Annotated in this window: 21 protein-coding genes; 9 read left to right on the forward strand and 12 right to left on the reverse strand. The window is 65.1% G+C overall.

Features of this window, described 5'->3' with window-relative positions; genetic code table 11:
• Nucleotides 1–92 precede the first annotated feature (92 nt).
• Together glpX and recJ are read left to right on the forward strand one after the other, a co-directional pair.
• Entirely contained in the window at nt 93–1055 is a 963-nt protein-coding gene (gene glpX, locus RT513_RS00800) for a class II fructose-bisphosphatase (protein ID WP_088213850.1), read from the forward strand.
• Entirely contained in the window at nt 1052–2809 is a 1758-nt protein-coding gene (gene recJ / locus RT513_RS00805) for a single-stranded-DNA-specific exonuclease RecJ (protein ID WP_290689519.1), read from the forward strand. Before glpX ends, recJ begins: the two co-directional genes overlap by 4 nt.
• A 47-nt stretch (nt 2810–2856) precedes the next feature.
• On the opposite strand, the gene RT513_RS00810 is transcribed toward recJ, so the two are convergent.
• The 5 genes from RT513_RS00810 to rsmI all read right to left on the reverse strand — a co-directional run bounded on the left by RT513_RS00810 (nt 2857) and on the right by rsmI (nt 5816).
• On the reverse strand, nt 2857–3117 hold the full coding sequence (locus RT513_RS00810; protein ID WP_088213851.1) for a GlsB/YeaQ/YmgE family stress response membrane protein: 261 nt from the start codon (nt 3115–3117) through the stop codon (nt 2857–2859).
• Nucleotides 3118–3208: 91 nt separating this feature from the next.
• Nucleotides 3209–3499, reverse strand: coding sequence for a hypothetical protein (locus tag RT513_RS00815; RefSeq protein ID WP_088213852.1), 291 nt, complete (start codon nt 3497–3499; stop codon nt 3209–3211).
• Between the two features lie 78 nt (nt 3500–3577).
• Nucleotides 3578–4522, reverse strand: a complete 945-nt coding sequence (gene gshB / locus RT513_RS00820) for a glutathione synthase (RefSeq protein WP_290689525.1) — start codon at nt 4520–4522, stop codon at nt 3578–3580.
• 66 nt (nt 4523–4588) lie between these two features.
• Nucleotides 4589–4942 carry a YraN family protein gene (locus RT513_RS00825; protein ID WP_088213854.1) on the reverse strand — a complete coding sequence of 118 codons (354 nt, stop codon included), beginning with the start codon at nt 4940–4942 and terminating at the stop codon, nt 4589–4591.
• 1 nt (nt 4943) lies between these two features.
• The gene (gene rsmI / locus RT513_RS00830; protein WP_290689527.1) at nt 4944–5816 is read right to left on the reverse strand and encodes a 16S rRNA (cytidine(1402)-2'-O)-methyltransferase; all 873 of its coding nucleotides are present in this window, start codon (nt 5814–5816) and stop codon (nt 4944–4946) included.
• 114 nt (nt 5817–5930) lie between these two features.
• On the opposite strand from rsmI, the gene RT513_RS00835 reads away from it, so the two are divergent.
• Genes RT513_RS00835 through murJ form a run of 3 tightly spaced genes read left to right on the forward strand, consistent with a single transcriptional unit; the run spans nt 5931 to nt 11452 of the window.
• Complete coding sequence (locus tag RT513_RS00835; protein WP_088213856.1) at nt 5931–7127, forward strand: penicillin-binding protein activator; 1197 nt, start codon at nt 5931–5933, stop codon at nt 7125–7127.
• On the forward strand, nt 7093–9906 hold the full coding sequence (locus tag RT513_RS00840) for a [protein-PII] uridylyltransferase (RefSeq protein WP_290689530.1): 2814 nt from the start codon (nt 7093–7095) through the stop codon (nt 9904–9906). Before RT513_RS00835 ends, RT513_RS00840 begins: the two co-directional genes overlap by 35 nt.
• A gap of 1 nt (nt 9907) precedes the next feature.
• On the forward strand, nt 9908–11452 hold the full coding sequence (gene murJ / locus RT513_RS00845) for a murein biosynthesis integral membrane protein MurJ (RefSeq protein ID WP_290689532.1): 1545 nt from the start codon (nt 9908–9910) through the stop codon (nt 11450–11452).
• Here the strand turns inward: murJ and RT513_RS00850 are convergent.
• Nucleotides 11443–12126, reverse strand: coding sequence for a rhomboid family intramembrane serine protease (locus RT513_RS00850; RefSeq protein ID WP_088213859.1), 684 nt, complete (start codon nt 12124–12126; stop codon nt 11443–11445). The two genes, murJ and RT513_RS00850, sit on opposite strands and share 10 nt — an antisense overlap.
• 75 nt (nt 12127–12201) lie before the next feature.
• Between RT513_RS00850 and trpS the strand changes: the two genes are divergently transcribed.
• From trpS to RT513_RS00865, 3 genes are all read left to right on the forward strand, one after another.
• Nucleotides 12202–13242 (forward strand): tryptophan--tRNA ligase, encoded by a 1041-nt coding sequence (gene trpS, locus RT513_RS00855; protein ID WP_290689535.1) that lies wholly within the window; start codon nt 12202–12204, stop codon nt 13240–13242.
• Complete coding sequence (locus RT513_RS00860) at nt 13239–13625, forward strand: ectoine synthase (RefSeq protein WP_088213861.1); 387 nt, start codon at nt 13239–13241, stop codon at nt 13623–13625. The genes trpS and RT513_RS00860 overlap by 4 nt, the downstream gene beginning before the upstream one ends.
• A gap of 585 nt (nt 13626–14210) precedes the next feature.
• Nucleotides 14211–14561, forward strand: a complete 351-nt coding sequence (locus tag RT513_RS00865) for a RidA family protein (protein WP_088213862.1) — start codon at nt 14211–14213, stop codon at nt 14559–14561.
• A 75-nt stretch (nt 14562–14636) separates the two neighbouring features.
• On the opposite strand, the gene prfB is transcribed toward RT513_RS00865, so the two are convergent.
• The 4 genes from prfB to RT513_RS00885 all read right to left on the reverse strand — a co-directional run bounded on the left by prfB (nt 14637) and on the right by RT513_RS00885 (nt 20868).
• The gene (gene prfB, locus RT513_RS00870; RefSeq protein ID WP_088213863.1) at nt 14637–15764 is read right to left on the reverse strand and encodes a peptide chain release factor 2; all 1128 of its coding nucleotides are present in this window, start codon (nt 15762–15764) and stop codon (nt 14637–14639) included.
• Nucleotides 15765–15838: 74 nt separating this feature from the next.
• Nucleotides 15839–18358 (reverse strand): penicillin-binding protein 1A, encoded by a 2520-nt coding sequence (locus RT513_RS00875; RefSeq protein WP_290689538.1) that lies wholly within the window; start codon nt 18356–18358, stop codon nt 15839–15841.
• Nucleotides 18359–18476: 118 nt separating this feature from the next.
• Nucleotides 18477–19655, reverse strand: coding sequence for an N-acetylmuramoyl-L-alanine amidase (locus RT513_RS00880; protein ID WP_290689540.1), 1179 nt, complete (start codon nt 19653–19655; stop codon nt 18477–18479).
• 43 nt (nt 19656–19698) lie between these two features.
• Nucleotides 19699–20868 (reverse strand): pyridoxal phosphate-dependent aminotransferase, encoded by a 1170-nt coding sequence (locus tag RT513_RS00885; RefSeq protein ID WP_290689542.1) that lies wholly within the window; start codon nt 20866–20868, stop codon nt 19699–19701.
• Between the two features lie 128 nt (nt 20869–20996).
• Between RT513_RS00885 and RT513_RS00890 the strand changes: the two genes are divergently transcribed.
• Entirely contained in the window at nt 20997–21752 is a 756-nt protein-coding gene (locus tag RT513_RS00890; protein WP_088213867.1) for a DsbA family protein, read from the forward strand.
• A gap of 51 nt (nt 21753–21803) precedes the next feature.
• Here the strand turns inward: RT513_RS00890 and ispG are convergent, their stop codons facing one another.
• The gene (gene ispG, locus RT513_RS00895; RefSeq protein ID WP_290689543.1) at nt 21804–22946 is read right to left on the reverse strand and encodes a flavodoxin-dependent (E)-4-hydroxy-3-methylbut-2-enyl-diphosphate synthase; all 1143 of its coding nucleotides are present in this window, start codon (nt 22944–22946) and stop codon (nt 21804–21806) included.
• A 50-nt stretch (nt 22947–22996) separates the two neighbouring features.
• Nucleotides 22997–24193 carry a helix-turn-helix domain-containing protein gene (locus RT513_RS00900; RefSeq protein ID WP_179209092.1) on the reverse strand — a complete coding sequence of 399 codons (1197 nt, stop codon included), beginning with the start codon at nt 24191–24193 and terminating at the stop codon, nt 22997–22999.
• Nucleotides 24194–24210: the final 17 nt, after the last annotated feature.

Here is a 24210-nt window from a genome sequence, read left to right on the forward strand (position 1 = left end):
AGGCTGCCTCTCCCCCGAGGCAGCCTTGTTTCTGCGCCTGCACGGGGATAAACCAATGGCACCGAACAACGAACCGCAAGGGGACAGGCCGAATGGCGAATGATGTTGAGTTCCACGACCGCATGCTTTCTCTGGGCCTCGCCCGCGTGTCGGAGGCGGCGGCCATCGCGTCCGCCCATCTCGTCGGCAGGGGGGATGAGAAGGCCGCGGACCAGGCCGCCGTCAACGCCATGCGGAACCAGCTCAACATGCTCGACATCGCCGGGACGGTGGTGATCGGCGAGGGGGAGCGGGACGAAGCCCCGATGCTCTATATCGGCGAGAAAGTCGGCACCGGCAAAGGGCCGGCAGTTGACATCGCGCTCGACCCGCTCGAAGGCACGACGCTGACGGCAAAGGACATGCCCAACGCGCTCACCGTGATCTCCATGGCGCCCGCGGGCACGCTTCTGCACGCGCCGGACACCTATATGGAGAAGCTCGCCATAGGCCCGGGCTATGAGACGAACATCGTCACGCTCGCCATGTCGCCCACCGAACGGATCGAGCGGCTGGCGAAGGCGAAGGGCGGCAAGCCCTCCGACATCACCGCCTGCATCCTTGAGCGCGACCGCCATCAGGATCTCATCGCCGAGGTTCGTGCGACGGGCGCGGCGATCCGGCTCATCACGGACGGCGACGTTGCGGGGGTGATCCATTGTGCGACGCCCGGCAGCGGGATCGACATCTACATGGGCTCGGGCGGCGCACCGGAAGGGGTTCTCGCCGCCTCTGCGCTCAAATGCCTGGGCGGTCAGTTCTACGGGCGGCTGCTGTTCCGCAATGACGACGAAATCGGACGGGCGCGGAAGGCCGGGATCGACGACCTCGACCGCGTCTATCAGCGCGACGACCTTGTCACGGCCGACGTGATCTTCGCCGCGACCGGCGTGACGGATGGCAACCTCGTCCACGGGATCAAGCGCGAAATCGGCTTCATCACCACCGAAACCATCCTCATGCGGTCCAAGACCGGCTCCGTCCGCCGGATGAGCTACCGCAACCCGGTGAAGTGACCGACGCGGCGGCCCTCCTCCGCCCCGCCTTCCTTGGCGTCGAGCGGTCCGCGACCGGGCGGCGCTGGGTCGGTCCCGGGATAGAGGAGGACCGCCTCGCCGAAGCGATGACGCAGGCCACGCGCCTGCCTCTACCCCTCTGCCGGGTGCTTGTCCGGCAAGGGGTGACGGCCCAGGATGCCGCGCTTTACTGCGCCCCCGCACTCCGCGACCTGCTCCCCGATCCGCTCAGCCTCCGCGATATGGAGCTGGCCGCGCGGCGCTTTCTCGCCGCGCTGAAACGACGGGAGCGGATCGCCGTCTTTGCCGATTATGATGTGGATGGCGGCTCCTCCGCCGCGCTGCTCATCACATGGCTGCGGCATTTCGGCCATCCCGCCACGCTCTACATTCCCGACCGGATCGAGGAAGGCTATGGCCCCAATCCGCCCGCGATGCGGAAATTGGCGGAGGGGCACGATCTCATCGTCTGCGTGGATTGCGGGACGCTGTCGCATGAGGCGATCTCTGCCGCCGCCGGGACGGATGTCGTGGTGCTCGATCACCATCTCGGCGGTGAGACGCTGCCCGACGCGCTGGCCGTCGTGAACCCGAACCGGCAGGATGAGAGTGGCGATCTCAGCCACCTCTGTGCGGCTTCCGTCGTGTTCCTGATGCTGGTGGAGGCCAATCGCCAGCTCCGAGGCGAGGGCGTCAGCGGGCCGGACCTGATAGCCCTGCTCGATCTCGTGGCACTTGCGACGGTTGCCGACGTGGCGCCGCTTGTCGGCGTGAACCGGGCCTTTGTTCGACAGGGGTTGAAAGTCATGGGGCGGCGGGAGCGGACGGGGCTCACCGCGCTCGCCGATGTCGCGCGGATGGACCGCGCCCCGACCCCCTATCACCTCGGCTTCCTGCTCGGTCCGCGCGTGAATGCGGGCGGGCGGATCGGCGCGGCCGATCTGGGGGCGCGGCTGCTTGCGACGGATGACCCGCATGAGGCAGAGGCGCTTGCCGCGCGGCTCGACGCGCTCAATACCGAGCGGCGGGACATCGAAGCCCGGGTGAGGGAAGCCGCCCTTGCCCAGGCCGAGGCGCGAGGACTTGACGGGCCGCTCGTCTGGGCCGCGGGCGAAGGCTGGCATCCCGGCGTGGTCGGTATCGTGGCAGCCCGCCTGAAGGAGGCGACCAACCGCCCTGCCGTCGTGATCGGGCTGAGTGCGGGAGAAGGCAAGGGATCGGGGCGGTCCATCGCGGGCGTCGATCTGGGTGCAGCGATTCATCGTGTCGCCTCGGAAGGGCTGCTGCTGCGCGGCGGTGGGCACAAAATGGCCGCTGGCCTGACGGTGGATCCCTCCCGCATGGAAGAGGCGATGGCGCGGCTGGGGGAGTTGCTGGCCCGTCAGGGTGCAGGAACGATGGGGCCGGCAGATCTGAAGCTGGATGGCCTTCTGACCTCCGGCGCGGCGACGATCCAGATGATCGGGGAGATGGAAACCGCAGGGCCCTTTGGCGCGGGCGCCCGGGCCCCGAGATTCGCTTTTCCCGACCAGAGGGTGTCATCGGTGAAAGTCTTCGGCAACGGCCACATGCGCGTGCGGTTTTCTGACGGAACGGGAACGGTGGAGGGTATCGCCTTCAGCGCCGCGGGAACTGCTCTGGGAGATGCGCTGAAGGAGGGCTCCCGCCTGCATGTTGCGGGGCGTGTCGAAGTGGATGAATGGCAGGGGCGGCAGCGGGTGCAACTTCGCCTCGAAGATGTGGCCCAGCCATGAAAAAGGCGCGGGACCAAGCCCGCGCCAGCTTCTCCAAAGAGGTGATCCTATCGTGCTCCACGAAACATTCGCGCCAGCGCGATAAGAATGCATGCGCCAATCACGCCAGCAACGAGATAGCCCAGCCATCCGCCAAAACCGACACCCAGGAAGCCGAGCAAGAAACTGGCAACTGCCGCGCCGACGATACCGAGAATGACGTTCAGAAAAACGCCTGTATCGCTTTTCATAAGGGCAGATGCGGCCCAACCGGCGATGCCGCCTATGATGATCGCTGCGATCCAGCCGACCTGAGCAGAACCTTCCATCCATTCCTCCTAGCCTGAAGGGCGAGAATTCGGCGGTCTTTCACAAAGACCGATCTGGCCGCCACGCAGATCGGAAGAGCCTGATCGGAGCTTACCAGTGATCTTCGGCGGAGGAACGGCCTGCAAGATACCCAAGGCCAAGGCAGGTCAGCGCCACGACCGACAGAACCGTCGCGGCGCTGCCCGGGTTCTCGCGGGCCACGTCACCCATGACGCGCGCCTGGGTGCGGAATTGCTTCGCCGCCACCTGCGCATGATCCTGCGCCACATCATAAAACTCGTGCCCACGCTCTGACAGATCGCCGCGCAGGCTTTGCAGCTGCTGCTGCAGGTCGGAAATCTGGCTCTCGATCGAGCGGCGGATATCATCGGTCTTGGTCATCGGCTTCTCCTGAGGGAGCATTTGTTCTGCGGGGCCAACGCAGAACACCGAAGACGGTTCCCGTCCCTTAGAGCGATTTCAGCGGCGGACGCGCGCCTCGATCACCTTCCAGATCGCCTCCGCCGTATTCGTGCCGTCGAATCGCTCAAGTTCCTGGATCCCTGTCGGCGAGGTCAGATTGATTTCCGTGAGCCAGTCGCCGATGACATCTATTCCCACGAAGATCTGCCCCTTCTCATGCAGGGTCGGCCCGATGGCCGCGCAAATCTCCCTGTCCCGCTCCGTCAGGGCGACTTTCTCCGGCCTGCCGCCGACATGCATGTTGGAACGTGTTTCCCCCGCCTGCGGCACCCGGTTGATCGCGCCGACCGGCTCTCCGTCCACAAGAATGATCCTCTTGTCACCCTTCACCACGGCGGGGAGGAATTTTTGGACGATCAGTGGCTCCCGCGAGAACCCCGTGAACAGCTCATAGAGCGAGGAGAGGTTCCGGTCATTCTCGTCCAGCCGGAACACCCCCGCGCCGCCATTGCCGTAGAGCGGCTTCAGGATGACATCCCCATGGTCTGCCTTGAAGGCCCGGATCGTGTCCAGATCGCGGGCAATGGCGGTCGGCGGCGTCAGGTCGGGAAACTGGAGCACCAGCAGCTTTTCGGGCGCATTCCGCACCCAGAAGGGATCGTTGACCACCAGCGTTCCGGGATGGATGAGGTCGAGCAGATGGGTCGTGGTGATATAGGCCATGTCGAAGGGCGGATCCTGCCGGAGCCAGACCACGTCGAAGTCGGAAAGCCGCACATCCTCCAGATCGCCCAGCGTGAAGTGATCACCCTTCACGCGGCGAACCGTAAGGGGATACCCCTTCGCCCTGACCTCTCCCTCCCGGAAGTAGAGTTTGTCCGGGGTATAATAGAACAGCCGGTGACCGCGCTTCTGCGCCTCCTCCGCAATGCGGAAGGTGCTGTCCGCATCGATGTTGACCGGACCGATCGGGTCCATCTGGATGGCGACGTTCAGGGTCATGCCTGTCTCCCGAGAAGCTTCTGCCCTTGAATGACGCAAGCCCGGCTGCGATGCAATCGGCCCGCCTCAGGCCATCAGCGCGTTTTGCAGCGTTTCGACACGACCCGTGGCATCCACGAGCGCAACGTCGAAGCGGGAAGGAGAGGACAGGCCCGCTGGCAAATGCGAAAGGTATTCCTCCGCCGCGCGCAGCAGCCGCATGCTCTGCCGGGGGCCAAGACGTTCGGCTGCGCGCGCGATGGTCGCCGCCCTTTTCACCTCGACGAAAATCACGTCCTCCCCCTGCTGGAAGATAAGGTCGATCTCTCCCGCACGCCCGCGCCAGCGTTCTGCAAGGCAGCGTGCGCCCAGCTGACTATAATGCCGAAGGACGGAAGCCTCCGCCGCCAGCCCCGAGTGATATCGCGTTGCGCCGTCCATGCTAATCCTTGCTCTCTCCCTGCAGTGTGAGCGCCGTCTGATAGACATCGCGTCGCGGCAGATCGAATCTCGCGGCAACTTCCGCAGCGGCATCCTTCACCCGCAGACGCCCCAAAGCCTCCCGCAATGCTTCCTCCACCGCCGCTGGGTCTGCCTGCCCCTCGCCGGGCCGGTCGACCAGAACCACGACTTCCCCCTTTACATCCCGCCCGGCGAAAGCCGCCTCCAGCTCCTCCAACGTGCCCCGGCTCACCTCCTCGAACCTCTTGGTGAGTTCGCGACAGACGACCGCCTGCCGATCTCCTCCCCATGATGCGCTCAGTTCCCCTAACAATCGGTGAACGCGCTTGGGAGATTCATAGAAAATCACCGTCGCGGCGATGTCGGAGAGGCCTGCCAGCGCTCTCTGCCGCGGGCCCCCCTGCTGGGGAAGAAAACCTGCAAACAGGAACCGGTCGCTGGGCAGGCCGGAGACGGTCAGCGCCGCGAGCACTGCCGACGGGCCGGGTGCAGAGGTGACGGTGAATCCCTCCGCAATCGCGGCACGGCCAAGCTGGAAGCCCGGATCGGCAACCAGCGGTGTCCCTGCTTCCGAAGCATACGCCACCGATTTCCCCTCCCCCAGCGCCCGAAGCAGGCGCGGCCGCGCAACCTCTCCGTTGTGGTCGTGATAGGCGACGAGCGGCCTGTCGCCCAGCGGGATGCCATGGATCTCCATCAGGTGCCGCAGGGTCCGGGTATCCTCCGCCGCCAGAACATCCGCCGTGGCCAGAATATCGAGCGCGCGCAAGGTGATATCCCGCGCGGCACCGATCGGCGTCGCGATGAAATACAGGCCGGGGGCGAGCGGCCCCCTTTCGCCGATGGAATGCATCTTTGCCGCCTTCTGTTTACTTATGCGCCGGCCCCACCTAGCATTTCCGTGAGGTCGCCCTAGACTTCGCTTGAACGCCCGGTCCAACGGGCCGTCAGCCAGAGGGATAGCCGCATGACCGACGCCGTGACACGTCGCCCGTTTTTCACCCGCCCGATCGGTATCCGCAACCTCTTCCGCAGCGCAACCGGACTTCTGGCGGCAGGAGCGCTTGCGGCCTGCGCGCCGACCGGCAATGTGAGTCGCGGCACCATCAACCCCTCTCAGCCTGTGCAGGTCGCCCTCCTTTTGCCGCAGAGCGCGAATGCGAGCGACCGTCTGGTTGCACAGAACCTCGAAAACGCGGCGCGTCTGGCCATCGCGGATCTTCAGGGGGTAAGTATCGATCTGCGGGTCTATGACACGGCGGGCAGCCCGACGCAGGCCTCCGCCATGGCGCTCCGGGCCGCGGATGAAGGCGCGAAGATCATTCTGGGGCCGATCCATGCGCAGGATGCCAACGCTGCGGGAAGCGCCGTTGCCTCTCGCGGGATAAACGTGCTCAGCTTCTCCAACAATTCCGATATCGCGGGCGGAAACGTCTTCGTTCTGGGCCAGACATTCGCCAATTCCGCCGATCGGCTGATGCGGTTCGCGGCCGGTCAGGGCCGTCGCGACATCGTCGTGGTGAGCGATCCTGACGCCTCCGGTCAGGTGGGGCGTCGGGCGATCGAAACGGCCGCCGCCGCCAATGGCATCCGCGTCGCCGGCGCTGAGAGCTATGAACTGTCGCAGCAGGGCGTGACGGCCGCCGCGCCGAATATCGCCACCACCGTGCGCAATACCGGTGCGAGCGGCGTGTTCTTTACCGCGGGGACGGCGGGCGCCCTGCCCATGCTGACGCAGCTTCTGCGCGACAACGGCATCGACCCCAATGTCACCGCTTTCTATGGCCTGACGCGTTGGGACGTTCCGGCAAGTGCGGTTACCACGCCATCGCTTCAGGGTGGCTATTTCGCCGTACCCGATCCCGCCATCACGGCGCAGTTCAATGCCCGTTATGCCGGGGCCTATGGCGCCGCACCTCATCCGCTGGCCGCACTGGCCTATGACGGGATCGCCGCCATCGGTGCCGCTGTTCGTTCGGGCCGGGCGGATCCGCTGGGCCGGGCCTCTCTGACCCAGCCTTCCGGCTTCGTCGGTGCGAATGGCGTCTTCCGATTCACCGCAGACGGCAGTAACCAAAGGGCATTGGCTGTTGCGCAACTCCGCGACAACAGGGTCGAGGTGGTGGAAAATGCCCCCAGAAGCTTCAGCGGTGCCGGTTCCTGATGCGGCGGCGACGCCGGAAAACGATACCACGGCTGCGGCGCTGATCCTGCCGGACGCCGCTCTGTTCGACGCCGAGGCGGTGCTGGAGCAGATCGATACCGAGATCGCCGGTCTGGAGGCGCCCGATGCGCGGGCGCTTCGCGCCGTCGCTGTCGCCCGGATCGGCGCGGAACGTCAGCGCGGCTTCAACGCGATCAGGGAAGCATTTCTGGCGAAACCGCTGGATTCCGACATTACTGTCGCTTCCATAAGCTGGCTGACCGATCAGGTCGTACGGACAGTCCTGGAGGTGGTGCGGCGCCACCTTCTGCCCGCCGAAAGTCTGGATTATCGGAAGGTCACGCTGCTTGCGGTGGGGGGCTATGGACGGGGGGAGATGGCCCCCTTCTCGGATGTGGACCTGCTGTTCCTGACACCCGATGCGGAGAATGGGCCGGTCAAGACCTTGATCGAATCCATGCTCTACATCCTGTGGGATCTGAAGCTGAAGGTCGGGCACGCCAGCCGCTCCATCGCCGAATGTCTGAGCCAGGCGCGGGAGGACATCACCGTCCGGACCGCCCTGCTGGAGGAGCGCTACATCACCGGCGACAAGGGGCAGGCCAAGACGCTCCACAGCCGGTTGCGCAAGGAGCTTTTCTCCCGCACAGCCGCAGAATTCGTGGAAGCCAAGCTCGCCGAACGGGCGGAGCGGCACAAGCGGCAGGGCCAGCGCTACATGCTGGAGCCCAATGTGAAGGAGGGCAAGGGCGGCCTGCGTGACCTCCAGACGCTCTACTGGATCGCGAAATACGTGACGGGCGTGGAGGAAGTGTCCGATCTCGTCGGGCTGGGCCTCATCACGGCGGATGAGTTCGCGGCGTTCGACCGGGCGGAGCGGTTTCTGTGGGCGGTGCGCTGCCACCTGCACTACCTGACGGGCCGCGCGACGGACCAGTTGACGTTCGACCTGCAACTGGAGGTGGCCCCCCGCATGGGCTATCAGGACGGCGCGGGGCGGCGGGCGGTCGAGTTCTTCATGCAGGACTACTTCCGCCACGCGACCAAGGTGGGCGAACTCACGCGTATCTTTCTGACGGCGCTCGAGGCACGGCATGTCAAGACGACGCCCGTCACCGTAGGGCTGTTCCGACGTCCGAAACGGCTGCATGAGGGCTATGTCCTCCGCCACAACCGCATCGCCGTCGCCGATGAGAAGGCGTTCCTGTCGGACAAGCTGAACCTGCTGCGGATTTTCGAGGAAGGCCTGCGGACGGGCCACCTGATCCACCCCGACGCCATGCGGCTTGTCGCCGCGCATCTCGACCTGATCGACGAGGACATGCGTCAGGACAGGGAGGCGAACCGCATCTTCCTCGACCTTCTGCTGAAGCACGGCAACCCGGAGCGGAGCCTGCGCCGGATGAACGAACTCGGCGTCGTGGCGGCCTTCATGCCGGAGTTCGAGCCGATCGTGGCGATGATGCAGTTCAACGTCTATCACCATTACACGGTGGACGAGCACACCATCCAATGCATCTCCACCCTCGCGATGATAGAGCGGGGGGAGCTGGCGCGCGAACTGCCGCTCGCCACGCATATCATGGCCGAAGGCACCGTGAACCGCCGGGTGATTTATGTGGCGCTGCTGCTGCACGACATCGGCAAGGGGCGGCCGGAGGATCACTCCATCCTCGGCGCGCAGATCGCCCGGCGCGTGGCGCCGCGGCTGGGGCTGAACGCGGAGGAGTCGGAGCTGGTCGAATGGCTGGTCCGCAACCACCTCGTCATGTCGGACGCAGCGCAGAAACGCGACCTTTCCGATCCGCGCACGGTGCGGGATTTTGCCCGGACAGTGCGGTCCCGGCGGCGGCTCGACCTGCTCTACCTGCTCACCTGCTGCGACATCATCGGCGTAGGTCCCGGCACTTGGAACAACTGGAAGGCCATGCTGCTCGACCGGCTCTACCGGGAGACGGCGACCGTGCTGGACATGGGGCTGGAGGCCGCGCACCGCCCCCACCGGGAGGCGGAGGCGAAACGGGCGCTCCGTGCCGCGCTCTCCGACTGGGACCGGAAGGACCTGCGGGCAGAGACGCAGAGGCACTACGGACCCTACTGGCAGGGACTGCCGCTCGACACACAGGTGGTGTTCGCCCACCTGCTCCGCGGTATCCGGGATGACGAGATTCGCATCGACCTCACCCCGGATCAGGACCGGGACGCGACCCGTGTCTGCTTTGCCCTCGCCGATCATCCCGGCATCTTCGCCCGGCTGGCGGGGGCGCTGGCGCTTGTCGGGGCGAATGTGGTCGATGCCCGCACCTTCACCTCCAAGGACGGTTACGCCACTGCGGCCTTCTGGGTGCAGGATGCCGAAGGCGCGCCCTATGATCCCGGCAAGCTGCCGCGCCTGCGCAACATGATCGAGCGGACGCTGAAGGGTGAGGTCGTCGCCCGCGAGGCACTGAAGGATCGCGACAAGGTGAAGAAGCGGGAACGCGGATTTCATTTCCCGACCGCGATCACCATCGACAACGACGGATCGGAAATCTACATCATCGTGGAGGTGGATACGCGCGACCGTCCGGGCCTGCTCTACGATCTCGCGCGGACCTTCGCCTCCAACAACATCTACATCGCCTCGGCGCAGATCGCGACCTATGGCGCGCAGGTCGTGGACACCTTCTACGTGAAAGACATGTTCGGTCTGAAAATCCATTCTCGGCAGCGCGCCGAGGCGCTGGAAAAGAAACTCCGCCAGGCGGTGGACGAAGGGGCAGAGAGGGCGCGCAGCTAGAATGCGGCAGATACGCCTGCTGCACGGCTTCCTGACCGTCGGATTCTGGACCTTCGCCAGCCGGTTGCTCGGCTTCATCCGCGACGTGATCATCGCCGCCTATCTGGGTTCCGGCCCGGTGGCGGAGGCGTTTCTGGTCGCCTTCTCCCTGCCCAACATGTTTCGCCGCATCTTTGCCGAGGGCGCGTTCAATACCGCCTTCGTGCCGATCTTCGCCAAGAAGATCGAGGCGGGGGAGGATGCGAAGGGGTTCGCACAGGACGCCTTCTCCGGCCTTGCCTCCATTCTGATCGTGCTCACGATGATCGCTCATGTGGCGATGCCGTGGCTGGTGCTGGCGATGGCATCCGGTTTCAAGGGCGATGAGCGGTTCGATATCGCCGTGACCTTCGGGCGCATCTGCTTCCCCTATATCCTGCTGATCTCGCTCACCGCGATGCTGTCGGGCGTGCTGAATGCGACGGGGCGCTTCGCCGTCGCGTCCATGGCGCCGGCGGTGCTGAACATCGTCTTCCTGATCGCTTTCGGCCTGTCCATCCACTACGGCTGGGAGATGGGCCTGACGCAGAGCTGGGCCACGCCGGTCGGGGGGGTGCTGCAACTCCTGCTGGTCTGGCATGCAGCGCGGAAGGAAGGGTATTCCATGCGTCTCTCATGGCCGCGGCTGTCGCCCGACATGCGGCGGCTGGTGCGTGTGGCGATGCCCGCCGTGTTCGCGGGCGGGATCGTGCAAATCAACCTCGTCGTCGGGCGGCAGGTCGCCTCCTATTACGATGGGGCTATCGCGTGGCTGTCCAATGCCGACCGCATCTATCAGCTTCCGCTCGGCGTCGTCGCGGCGGCGGTCGGCGTGGTGTTGACGGCGGAGCTTTCGCGCAGGCTCCGCGCCGGTGATATCGGCGGCAGCCGTACCGCCTATAACCGCGCATGGGAATTTTCGCTGTTCCTGACCCTGCCCGCCGCCGTGGCACTCATCGTCATCGCCGGGCCGATCATCAGCGTGATCTTCGAGCGGGGGCAATATACGGCTGCGGACTCGGCAAATACCGCGCTGGCCCTGATCGTCTATGGTGCCGGACTGCCGGCCTTCACGCTTCAGAAGGTGCTCCAGCCGGTGTTTTACGCGCGGGAAGATACGCGCCGCCCCTTCCATTACGCCATCGTGGCCATGGTCGTGAACGCGCTGCTCGCCTTTGGCCTGTCCTACTGGCTGGGCTTCATCGCGGCGGCCATCGGCACGACGATCGCCTCATGGGCGATGGTGTTCCAGCTCTGGTGGGGATCCCGCAGCATGGGCGAGGCCGTCCGCTTCGACCCGCGGTTCCTGAAGAACCTTGTGCGTATCCTGATCGCCTCGGCGGTGATGGGCCTGTTCCTTTGGGGGGCGGCGCAGGTGCTGGATGGCATGCTCACGCAGAAGGGTACGCGGGTGCTCGCGCTGTTCATCCTTTGCGGCGCGGGAATGGCGGTCTACTTCGTCACCGCCATCGTGTTCGGCGTCATGAAGCTCGCCGACCTGCTCAGGATGGTTCGCCGTCAGCGCTGACGGATAAGGGCGAGCGCCCGGCGCCAGCCGCCGGGGCAAACCACGAAGGACAGTCCGAATCCCGTGGCAAAACCCGACAGGTCCGCCACCCATTCGTTGGAGCCGCCGAACAGCGCCCCAAAGAGGAGCTGGATACCCAGCAGCGTCCCGATCAGCCCGAATGCCCGCAGGCGCCCCGACCCCTGCCCCGCTGCCCGCACCCAGAGCAGGAAGGTGAATGCTCCGATCAGCCCGTAAACCGCCGGATATCCGCCTACAAGCCAGGCCGGATCGTCAAGCAGCAGCCCGAAGACCAGCGCCCCCATGATGGCGGAGCCAAAGAACACAGCCAGCACCGCGACTGTGGAGAATACCTCCCCCACCATCTTGCCAAGCGCGAGGATGAAGACGAACACGAACATCATATGCGTGAACGACGCGTGGAAGAACGGATAGGTCACGAACCGGATCATCTGCTCGGCCGGATAGAAGTGGTTTGCCACCATCCAGTCGAAGATCTGGCCCGAGAACCCGAACCGCTGGATCGCTTCCACCCGCCAGGTAAAACCCAGCCCGCCGCCGACGATCCCCCGATCCGCGAGGCTGAGCAGCAGTTCTATGGCGGCGACGGGGCCTGCAAGCACCCAGACGACGAATGGCAGGGGATTGAGCGGGGAGCGGTCTGGATCGTGCATGTCCGGCATTCTGTTGACGCGATGATGGGCCAGCGATAAGCCGACCGGACCATATAATCCAGACGGAGAAAAATCATGACCGAGCCGGTCCAAACGCCTCGTGTCTTCCCGCAACGGGTGTTCTCGGGGATCCAACCCTCGGGCAACCTGCAACTGGGCAACTATCTCGGCGCGTTGAAACGCTTCGCCGCCGCTCAGGACAACGGGATCGAGACGATCTATTGCATCGTGGACATGCATGCGATCACCGTCTGGCAGGATCCGGCCGACCTCACCCGCGCGACGCGGGAACTGGCGGCGGGGTTCATCGCCTCCGGCGTAGACCCGGAGCGTTCCATCCTGTTCAACCAGAGCCAGGTTGTCGGCCATGCGCAGCTCGCCTGGATCTTCGATTGCGTCGCACGGCTCGGCTGGATGAACCGGATGACCCAGTTCAAGGACAAGGCCGGCAAGAATGCCGAAGCCGTGTCGCTCGGGCTGTTCGCCTATCCCGCGCTGATGGCCGCCGACATCCTGCTCTACCACGCCACGCATGTTCCCGTCGGCGAGGATCAGAAGCAGCATGTGGAACTGACCCGGGACATCGCGGCCAAGTTCAACCATGACTACGGCGTCGATTTCTTCCCGATGCCGGAACCGGTGATCGAGGGCGCCGCGACGCGGGTGATGAGCCTGCGTGACGGGTCGAAGAAGATGTCGAAATCCGACCCGTCCGACATGAGCCGCATCAACCTGACGGACGATGCCGACACCATCGCCAGCAAGATCCGCAAGGCCCGCACGGATGCCGAGCCGCTGCCCGAAACGCTGGAGGGGCTGAAGGACCGGCCGGAGGCGCGCAACCTCGTCAATATCTATGCCGCCCTCGCCGGCACCAGCCCGGAGGCCGTGGTGGCGGAGTTCTCGGGTCAGGGCTTCGGCGCGTTCAAGCCGGCGCTCGCGGATCTGGCCGTCGCGCAACTCACCCCGATCTCGGGCGAGATGCGGCGTCTCACCTCCGACCCGGCGGAGATCGACCGGATCCTCGCCCGCGGGGCGGAACGCGCCAACGCCATCGCCGCGCCCGTCATCGACCAAACCTATGATATCGTCGGCATGATCCGGGGCGTGCGATGATCGTCAGGTCTCTGGACGACGTGATCTCCGGCCCGAACCATGCAACTGGTCCGGGCTGGGAAAGCCGGCGCATCCTGCTGAAACCGGACGGCATGGGCTTCTCCCTCCACGACACGCTGGTGAAGGAGGGGGAGGAGTTGCATCTGGAATACAAGCACCACCTGGAAGCCAACTATTGCATCGCCGGGGAGGGCGAGGTGACGGAGGTGGCAACCGGGCGGACCTGGCCTATACGGCCCGGCACGCTCTATGCCCTCGACCGGAATGACGCGCATGTGCTGCGGGCGACAAAGGGCGATCTGCGGCTGGTCTGCGTGTTCAACCCTCCTCTCTCCGGCAATGAGCGCCACCGCGAGGACGGAAGCTACGCGCCGGAGGAATAGCCCGCTTGGGTCGTGTCGCAACCCGGTTACGACGCGACGTGCAAGGGAATGCTGTCTTCCTCCGTGACCAACCGCCTCCTCGGCACGCGCTGATGGCCTGAAGCTGGCCTCAGGATGGAGATCTTCTCTACATCGCTGCTGTAGGGATGCGCTTTCTAACCGCCTTCACCTGGTGAGGGGACGGTCACCGTCTTCCGCGGTCCTCGATTGCGGGATGCGTGTGAGCATTTTGATCGCTCGGGAATCGAAGGGAATCTCCGCTCCCGGCATTTGGTCAGGGGCTGCCTCCCCTCCGCCACGGTCAAACGCGAGTCCTGGCACTGACTGTCGCATGCTGCGCGGCCATCCCAACGCCGCCGCCATAGGATGCATCCCTGATCTGGATGCCGTCTGGCCCGACATTGCTCCGCGTAGGCCCACGATGGAAGGCCCTTCCACCTCCATTCCCCGACAGGACCAAGATCGGTCGCACCGGTTGCAAACCCTTCGGTAGATATGAGGCCGCCTCTTCCCCTTCCTGCTGGCGACAGGACGCGCGCCGCGCTAGGAGGCTGGCGGCATCCTGCCTTACAGAAGGAGACATCCATGTCCGACATCACCCGTCTCGAAACCGGCGCCCGCATGAGCGAGGCGGTCGTCTACAACGGCCTGATCTTCCTTGCCGGGCAGATCGGCGCGCCGGGAACCAGCGTCCGTGAACAGACGGAGGCCGCTCTCGCCGAGGTTGACCGCCTTCTGGCCGCCGCGGGTTCGGACAAGACCCGCATCCTCTCCGCGCAGATCTGGCTCGCGGACATCGCCGATTTCGCCGAGATGAACGCAGTTTGGGATGCCTGGGTCGCGCCCGGCCATACGCCTGCTCGTGCGACGGGCGAGTCGAAACTGGCCGCGCCGGATTACAAGGTCGAGGTCATCGTGGTTGCCGCCGCGAAGTAACTGTCGCATGAACCGGCTCGGGTGCCGCAGAACGTGACGCCCGAGCCCGCGCAGGAGCGGTCTCTACGGCGGGGTTCAGACCTCGGCGTTGGCTTCCGCACGGCTCTTGCCAGCCACGTCCATCGCGAGCGTCGCCGCCATGAACTGATCCAGATCCCCATCCAGAACGCCCTGCGTGTCCGAGGTTTCCACCCCTGTGCGCAGATCCTTCACCATCTGGTAGGGTTGCAGCACATAGGAACGGATCTGGTTGCCCCAACCGGCATCGCCCTTGTTTTCATGCGCGGCGTTGATGGCCGCGTTCCGCTTGTCGAGTTCGAGCTGATAGAGGCGCGCGCGAAGGGCGTTCATCGCCGCTTCCCGGTTCTGGTGCTGCGACTTCATGGAGGAAGTCACGACGATATTGGTGGGCAGGTGGGTGATGCGCACGGCGGAATCGGTGGTGTTGACGTGCTGGCCGCCCGCGCCGGAGGAACGATAGGTATCGATGCGGATATCACGGTCGGGGATGTCGATCTCGATATTCTCGTCCACGACCGGATAGACCCAGACGGAGCTGAACGAGGTATGCCGCCGGGCGGCGGAGTCATAGGGCGAAATCCGCACGAGGCGATGCACGCCGGACTCGGACTTCAGCCAGCCATAGGCATTGTGGCCGGAAATCCTGTAGGCGACGGAGCGGATGCCCGCCTCCTCCCCCGGCGTCTCGGCGATCATTTCGACGGTATAACCCTTCTTCTCCGCCCAGCGGACATACATCCGCGCGAGCATGGAGGCCCAGTCGCAGCTTTCCGTTCCGCCCGCCCCCGCGTTGATCTCAAGGAAGGTGTCGTTGCCGTCGGCTTCTCCGTCCAGCAGCGCCTCCAGCTCCTTCTCCGCCGCAGTCTCCTTCAGGGAGCGGAGCGCGGCTTCGGCTTCGCGCACGACCTCATCGTCGCCCTCGGCCTCACCGAGTTCGATCAGTTCGACATTGTCGTTCAGATCGCGGTCGATGCTGTCGTAATTGGACACCGCGTCCAGCAGCGACTGCCGCTCCCGCATCAGCTTCTGCGCACGCGCGGGATCGCCCCACAGCTCGGGATCCTCGATGATGGCGTTGAATTCTTCAAGCCGGTGCTTCGCGGTTTCGCCGTCCATGCGCTGCCACAGCAGCTTCAGGCTCTTGCGGATGCTCTCGACAAGGTTCTGGGCCTCAGCGCGCATGGGTCTGCCTCCTTCGGATCAGGCCGGGGTGATACCCTCTTGCTCGGCTCAGGGCAAGCGGGCGCCAGCAGCGCTCAGTAAAGCCCGCCCGAGGACATGGTGCCGAAATCCGCCTTTTTCGGAATGACGCGAATCTCTCCCGTCGAGGTGCGGACCTGTGTGCCCTCATCCGTCTCGCCACGCCCGAAGAGCGGCAGGTTCTGACCCATGGCAAAGCCGCCGTCCACATAGACGCCGATCCCCATGCTCTCTGTCCCGTCGCGGAAGTATTCGGCGATCACGTTGTCGCCCGTCGCATCGGCAGGAAGCGGGGCACCCGAAAAGCGGTCGATCTTGACGAAATGCCCGCCCGGCGGCACCGCGAAATCAGAGCCGCCGAAACGTTTGACCGCCTCCTCCATGAACGCCTGGAACACCGGCACGCACAGCGTTCCGCCATAGGCGGAGGAGCCAAGCGTCCGTGGCTGGTCGTAGCCCATGTAACAGCCCGCCACGATGTTGGAGGTATAGCCGATGAACCACACGTCCTTTGCGTCGTTCGTCGTCCCCGTCTTGCCCGCCACGGGCACCCGCAGCCGCACGCCGGAGCCGGAGCCGCGCTGGATGACCCCCTGCAGCATCGACGTGACCTGATAGGCCGTCACCGGGTCCATCACCTGCTCATTGTGCGAGACGACGTTCGGGGCGACGCCGGGCGCAAGATAGGGGCTGTCGCAATCCGCACAATCGCGCTGGTCATGGCGGTAGATCGTCTTGCCGAACCGATCCTGCACCCGGTCCACCAGCGTCGGTTCCACCCGCTCGCCCCCGTTGGCAAGCATCGCATAGGCGGAGATCATCTTGAAAAGCGTGGTCTCCTGCGCGCCGAGCGCGTTGGCCAGCAGGGGTTGCAGCGGGGCGTAGATGCCGAAGCGGTCGGCATATTCCGCAACCCGCGCCATGCCGATCTCCTGCGCGAGCCGGACGGTCATCAGGTTGCGCGACTGTTCGATCCCCGTCCGCATGGGCGTCGGGCCATAGTATTTGTTGGACGAGTTCTTGGGTCGCCAGATGCCCTGCGGCGTGTTCACCTCGATGGGAGCGTCCACGATGATCGTGGCAGGGGTGTAACCCTCGTCCAGCGCGGCGGCATAGACGAACGGCTTGAAGGAGGAGCCCGGCTGGCGCATCGCCTGCGTGGCGCGGTTGAAAACCGAATCCTGATAGGAGAAGCCGCCCTGCATGGCCAGCACGCGGCCCGTGCTCACATCCATCGCCATGAAGGCGCCTTGCACCTCCGGCACCTGCCGGAGCGACCAGTCTCCGCTGCTTCCCTTGCGGACCAGAACCACGTCACCCACCTCGACGAGATCGGCGGGCACCTTGGCCTTCTGGGCCAGCCTGCCGTTCGAGATGAGCTTCCGCGCCCACGTGACATCGCTGGCCGGAACCGTCCCGGTGCTCTCCTCACCCTGAATCCCGATGGTCGCGGCGGATTTGTCGAGCGAGAGCACCACCGCCGGATACCAGCCGTCGATGTCGCGCGGCACGTCGGTGGAGGCCAGCGCGGCGCGCCAGCTCTTCTCATCCTTCAGCGCCTCGGCGGGAAGGGTCTTGCCCGTGCCCCGCCAGACACCGCGGCTGCGGTCGAACTTCTCCAGCCCCTCGCGCAGCGACTCGGCGGCAAGATGCTGAAGCGGCGGGTCGATCGTCGCCCGGATGGCGAGACCGCCGCCGAAGAACTCCTGCGTCCCGAAGGTGGAGGACAGCTGGCGGCGGATTTCGTCGGTGAAGTAGTCGCGCGGCGGCAGGCTCTCCCGGAACGCGGGATAGTCGCCGTTCTGCACGGACCTGAGCGGCTCCGCCAGAGCGGCGTCGCGGGTGGCCGCGTCGATATAGCCGTTCTGGAACATCTCCCGGATAACGTAATTCCGCCGCTGGGTCAGCCGTTCCTTCGCACGGACAGGATGGTAGGAGGACGGAGCCTGCGGCAGCGACGCGAGAAAAGCCGCCTCGTCCACCGAAAGCTGGCCCAGCGTCTTGTTGAAATAGGTCTGGGCGGCGGCGGCAACCCCATAGGCATTCTGGCCCAGGAAAATCTCGTTCAGGTAGAGTTCGAGGATCTTGTCCTTCGACAGCGTTTCCTCCAGCCGGGTGGCGAGGATCAGTTCCTTGATCTTCCGCTCCCCCGTCCGGTCGCCCGAGAGCAGGAAGTTCTTCATCACCTGCTGGGTGATGGTGGACGCCCCCCGCACGTTCTGGCCACGCGAGGCGATGGCCTGCCAGGCGGCGGCGACGATGCCCCGGGTGTCGAACCCGTGGTGATGGTAGAAGTTCTTGTCCTCGGCGGAGATGAACGCCTGCTTGACGATATCCGGAATCTCGTCGATCGGGGCGAAGATGCGGCGCTCCTCGGCGAATTCGTCGATCATGCGGCCTTCGCCGGAATAGACGCGGCTGATGGTCGGCGGTGTATACTGGGCAAGCTGCTCATGGTTCGGCAGATCGCGGGAATAGCTCCAGAACACCCCCCCGATAAGGAGCGCACCAAAGACCAGCGCCAGCGTGATAAGACTGAACACCGTCCCGAAGAATGAGAATATCGCCCTGAGCACTCGGTTCGTCCCTCGCTGCCTGAACGGGCTCTTATATGTCGCCGGGGCCCTAGGGTCAAAATAGCACAGGCCCCCAACCATGGCGACCGGGCGTCACTTTGCCGCGAGGGGGTCCGTGTCACCTGCGGCGAAGAACCGCCGCAACCGCATCATCCTGCTGCCAGACCGCGAGCCCCGTGGCTATGGCCTCCGCCATCCGCGCCCGCCAATCCGGGTTGGCGATGCGCGCGAAATCGGCGGGGTTGGAGAGATAGCCCAATTCGATGAGCACCGAGGGCATGCTTGGCGATTTCAGCACGGAGAAGCCCGCCGCGCGCCGGGGCGTCTTGTAAAGCGGCCCCGCCCCCGACCCGATAGCGGCAACCAGCGCGTCGGCCAGATGCTCCGCCCGTGGCCCGGTATCGGTCCGCGCCAGATCGACCAGCACCCGCGCGATACGGTCGTCGTGGCCATTCAGGTTCACCCCTGCGAGAATGTCCGTCCGGTCGTGCCGCTCCGCAAGCGCGGCCGAGGCCCGGTCCGAGGCCGCGCTTGAAAGGGTATATACGGTTGCACCGCTCGCCTGCCCCTCTGCCAGCGCATCGGCATGAAGAGACAGGAACACATCCGCTCCCGCCGCATGGGCGTGGCTGATGCGTGTCTCCAGCGGCACGAAGACATCTTCCTCCCGCGTGAGGCCGACGGTGAAACCCGCGGCCTCCAGCACCTCGCGAAGTTCCATCGCAAAGGCAAGCATAAGACGCGCCTCGTTCGTGCCACCATGCTCCGCGCCGGGGTCAATGCCGCCGTGGCCGGGGTCCAGCATCACGTAGGCAGCGCCGGGGCCGCGGGGCAGCGGGGCCGTTTGCGTGGGCCCGACCGCATCCGGTCGCGCGGCGGCGGCAAAGACGTCCGCCCCCGCCGGTGAAAGGCGCAGCCGAAGCACCGGATCGGCAGGTGAAAGGACTGCCCCCGTCACCACCCGCGGACGATCGAGCGTGAGCACCAGCCGCGCCCATCCGTTCCCCGCCTTTTCCACGCGTGCATCCCGCAGCCCGCCCGCGATCAGCCCTTGCGGATCGAAGGCAGAGAGATCGGCATCGTTCAACTCCACGACCAGTCGGGGGGGATCGGCGCGCAGCGTGAGCCGATAGGGCACCGCCCTGTCCAGCGCCAGCGCCAGCCGCAGTTCCCACCACCCGGCCTGCGCATGGGACCGGCTCGCGTCGATACGGGCAGGCGCCGCTGCAACCGGGAGGGACGGCAGGCAAAACAGGAACAACAGCGCGGCCAGCGCGCGGACGAGGGGGTGATGCATATGGCTCTCCGGGCGTCTCGCGCGCCCTCGACCCAAGGCTAACCTATCGCACAGGCGTCGGAAATCCCTCTCTTTCCGCCATGAAAACCACAAGACGGCGCAGGCCCTCCCGAATATCCTCCGTGGCGCGGGCATAGGAAAACCGCAGCGTCTGCGCGCCGCGCACCGGATCGAAGTCCAGACCCGGCGTCACGGCGACGCCTGCCTTTTCCAGAATTTCGGCAGCAAAGGCCAGGCTGTCCGATGTCATCTCCGACACATCGGCATAGATGTAGAAGGCGCCATCCGGCGGGGCGATCCGGGTGAACCCTGCCCTCGGCAATCCCTCCAGCAGCAGTCTCCGGTTCTCGGCATAGACGGCGAGATTTCCGTCCAGTTCCGTCCGGCACCCGAGAGCGCCCAGAGCCGCCACCTGACTGGCGTGAGACGGGCAGATGAACATGTTCTGGGCCAGCCGCTCCACCAGCCGCACATGGTCCGGCGGAACCACCATCCAGCCAATCCGCCAGCCGGTCATGGAGAAGTATTTGGAGAAGGAGTTGATGACATAGACATCATCCGAAATCTCCAGCGCGCTGACCGCCGGCGCTTCGTACTGGATCCCGTGATAGATCTCGTCGGAAATGAAGGCGGTGCCGGAGCGGGCGCAGATGTCTATCAGCCGCGCCAGCGAGTCGCGGTCCAGCATGGTGCCCGAAGGGTTGCCGGGAGAGGCCACGATCATCCCCGCCAGATCGCCTGCACGGCGGATATCCTCCGGCACCGGCTGATAGCGGTTTTCCAGCGCGGTCTGAACGCCCACAGGCTCCAGTGACAGCGCGCGGAGGATCTGACGGTAGGAGGGGTAGCCGGGCTCCGTCACGCCGACGCGCTCCCCCGCATCGAAGAGCGCGGAGAAGGCCAGCAGGAACGCGCCCGAGGAGCCCGCCGTCACCACGACCCGCTCGGGGTCAAGCTCGATGCCGTACCAATCGTGATAAAGCCCTGCGATGCCCGCGCGGAGAGCCGGCAGCCCCAGCGCCACCGTATATCCCAATGCGTCGCTCTCCAGGGCGCCGCGCAGCGCATCCCTTGCGCCACGCGGGGCGGGCGTTCCCGGCTGGCCCACTTCCATGTGGATGATGTGGCGGCCCGCCGCTTCGGCCCGCCGCGCGGCTTCCATCACATCCATCACGATGAAGGGATCCACCTGTCCCCGCCTTGAACTCCGCATCGCTCCCTCCTTATGATGGCCGCATACCGACGGCGTCGTTGTCCGCCGCGGCATTGGGTGGGTCAAGGCCCGTTCCGCCGTGAAGAGAGCCGCCCGAGACCCTATTTCCGCTGTTCAAGGAACCCCAGATGCCCCTGCCCCTTCGCCGCCTCGCGCTCGGTGCGCTGCTCGCCCTCGGAACCGCGATGCCAGCCGCCGCGTTCGACATCAAGTCAATGACGGCAGAGGAGAAAGCCGCCTTCGGCGCCGCCGTCCGTGACTATCTGATGGAGCACCCGGATGTGCTGATCGACATGTCGCAGGCGCTCGAATCCCAGCAATACGCCCAGCAGGCACAGGCGGATATCAAGATGCTGAAGGACAACCACGACGCAATCTACGACGACGGCTACTCCTGGGTCGGTGGCAATCCAGCGGGCGATGTCACTGTGGTCGAATTCATGGACTACCGGTGCGGCTACTGCCGGAAAGCCAATCCAGAGGTGGAGGAACTGATCCGCGCCGATGGAAACATCCGTTTCATCCTGAAGGAATTTCCCATTCTGGGCGAGGCGTCCCTCACCTCTTCCAAATTCGCGATCGCGGTCAAGAACCTCGGGGGGGATGCCGCCTACAAGACGGCGCATGACACCCTCATGGAGCTCAGGGGCGAGCCGACGGAAGCGACGCTGGCCGATCTTGCCAAGAAGCTCGGCCTCGATGCGGCCAAGGTAAAGGCCGAAATGGAGTCGCCGGAAGTGACGGCCGTCATCCAGAAGAACCACGATCTGGCGGAAGCCCTGCAAATTCAGGGCACCCCGATGTTCGTGATCGGCGACACGCTCGTCCGCGGCTATGTTCCGATTGATGGAATGCGGAAGATCGTGGCTGACGCCCGCGGCTAAGCTCTCGCGATGGCCGTGGTTCGGGCAAGAGCGCCGAGCTGCGGCAGGCGGCTATTCCGCGGCAGTGGCCGTGGCAGCTTCCTCATCCTCACGCGCTCTGATCTCTTCTGCGCGCTGCTCCACAAGTCCGACGATATGGTCCACCATTTCATCGTTCGACATGCGGTGGGACTGCTTGCCCGCCATATAGACCATGCCGTTTCCGGCCCCACCCCCGGTAAAACCGATGTCGGTCATCAGCGCCTCACCCGGACCATTGACGACACAGCCGATGATGGAGAGCGACATGGAGGTGGTCACATGGGCCAGCCGCTCCTCCAACTTCGCCACGGTTTCGATCACGTTGAATCCCTGACGCGCACATGAAGGGCACGAGATGATCGTGACGCCCCGGTGGCGCAGCCCCAGCGATTTCAGGATGTCGTAACCGACCTTCACCTCCTCGACCGGATCGGCGGAGAGCGACACCCGGATCGTATCGCCGATCCCCATCCAGAGCAGGTTTCCCAACCCGATCGCGGATTTGATCGTGCCGGACATCAGCCCGCCCGCTTCGGTAATGCCGAGGTGGATCGGGCAATCCGTCACCTCACCGATCGCCTGATAGGCGGCGGCGGCAAGGAACACGTCCGACGCCTTCACCGAGATCTTGAATTCGTGGAAGTCGTTGTCCTGAAGAAGCTTGATGTGATCCATGCCGGATTCGACCATCGCATCCGGGCACGGCTCGCCGTACTTCTCCAGCAGATGCCGCTCGAGCGAGCCGGCGTTCACACCGATGCGAATGGAGCACCCATGATCGCGGGCCGCCCGCACCACCTCCCGCACCCGCTCGGCCGAACCGATATTGCCGGGATTGATGCGCAGACAGGCGGCCCCCGCCTCCGCCGCTTCGATGGCACGCTTGTAGTGGAAATGGATGTCCGCAACGATCGGCACCGGGCTTTCACGCACAATGTCCCGCAGCGCCGCGGTCGACTCGGCATCCGGGGTGGAGACGCGCACGATGTCCGCACCCACGGCGGCAGCACGGTTGATCTGGTCGAGCGTTCCGGCGACATCGGTCGTCAGCGTATTCGTCATTGTCTGCACCGAGATCGGTGCATCCCCTCCGACGAGGACGGAGCCCACGCGGATCTGGCGTGATTTGCGGCGGTAGATGTTGCGCCAGGGGCGCACATGGTTGAGCGACATTCTGCTCTCCTCTCGCACCCCTAGATAGCTGCACCAGGATGGGTCGGCAACTACTCGGTCGCCTCCGCCATGGCGACGACCTTCGCAAGCGCGGGATCCTTTGCAAGATCGGCCACCTGGAAGCTGGTTTTCAACGCATCGGGAGAGAGCTTCACATTCTTGACAACCTGCGCGCCGGGGGCGGCAGGTCCATAAGTCTCACCGTTCACCGCGAAATAGACGGCCCCGGAATTACCGGCACGGAGCGTCGCCGGTTCTTCGCTTTGGGGAAGCGGGAAGCGTTCGCCTGCGTCCAGTATCTTCTCAAGGATGATCGTGCCATTCGACGCCTGCACGCGAACCCAGGCCGGACGTACGGCAATGATCGCCACCTCCGGCGCTGCTGCGGCAACGACCTGCGGCAAGGCGACTTCGGGCATTTGCATCGGGATGGGCAAGGGGAGCGCGGCTTCCGCAAGTTCCACGGGAGCGCTGTGCGCAAGAATGCCGGTGGTCGCGGGATCGATGGCTGCAATCGGCCCGTCCCGACTTTCGATAACCGGAACGTCCAGCGCCTGCGGACGGTAGAGCCGGTCGAAGGCTTCGGGCGATGGCCTCACCGGATCAAGCACGGCGGAATCGGCCGTCACCAGCGGCTCAACGCCCGCCAGCGGGTCAAGCTCCGCCGTCACACCGGGCGACTGGTCCACCGGAGAAAGCTGCACGCGCTGGATCTGCTGGAGTACGGACCAGCCACCATACCCCAACCCGGCGATGAGCCCGACCAGCACCAGAACGGAGCCGATCGCCCGCGGTTCGACATGGCTGAAAACGCTCTGCTTGCGCGGCAGGAATTTGGGGTTCGGATCGGCCAGCGGATCGCGATATTCCTTGCGAGCCTTCCGCAGGGGAAGCGGGGCCGGGCCGCGGAGGCTCGACGCTTCCGCCGACATGCCATGCGCCACGGTGAAGTTCGCCTCGGTGCAGAATCGCTGAAAGGTCTGATCCGGGTCCATTCCCAGATAGCGCGCATAGGAACGGACGTAGCCGGCGATGAAGCTCGGCGCCTCGAACGCGGATGCGTCTGTATTCTCTATTGCCGCGATATATGTCGCCTTGATCCGCAATTCACGTTGGACATCCAACAGCGATTTGCCCAGCGTCGCGCGCTCTCCGCGCATGATGTCGCCGAGCTTCAGATCGAAGTCGTCAAAACCTTTGGGTCTGCCCACGTCCCCCACCGGGAGTGAAGACCTCCGCCCGATCATGCGCTCTGCCCCATGCC

The organism is Haematobacter sp. (genome assembly GCF_032102465.1).
GTDB lineage: Bacteria > Pseudomonadota > Alphaproteobacteria > Rhodobacterales > Rhodobacteraceae > Haematobacter.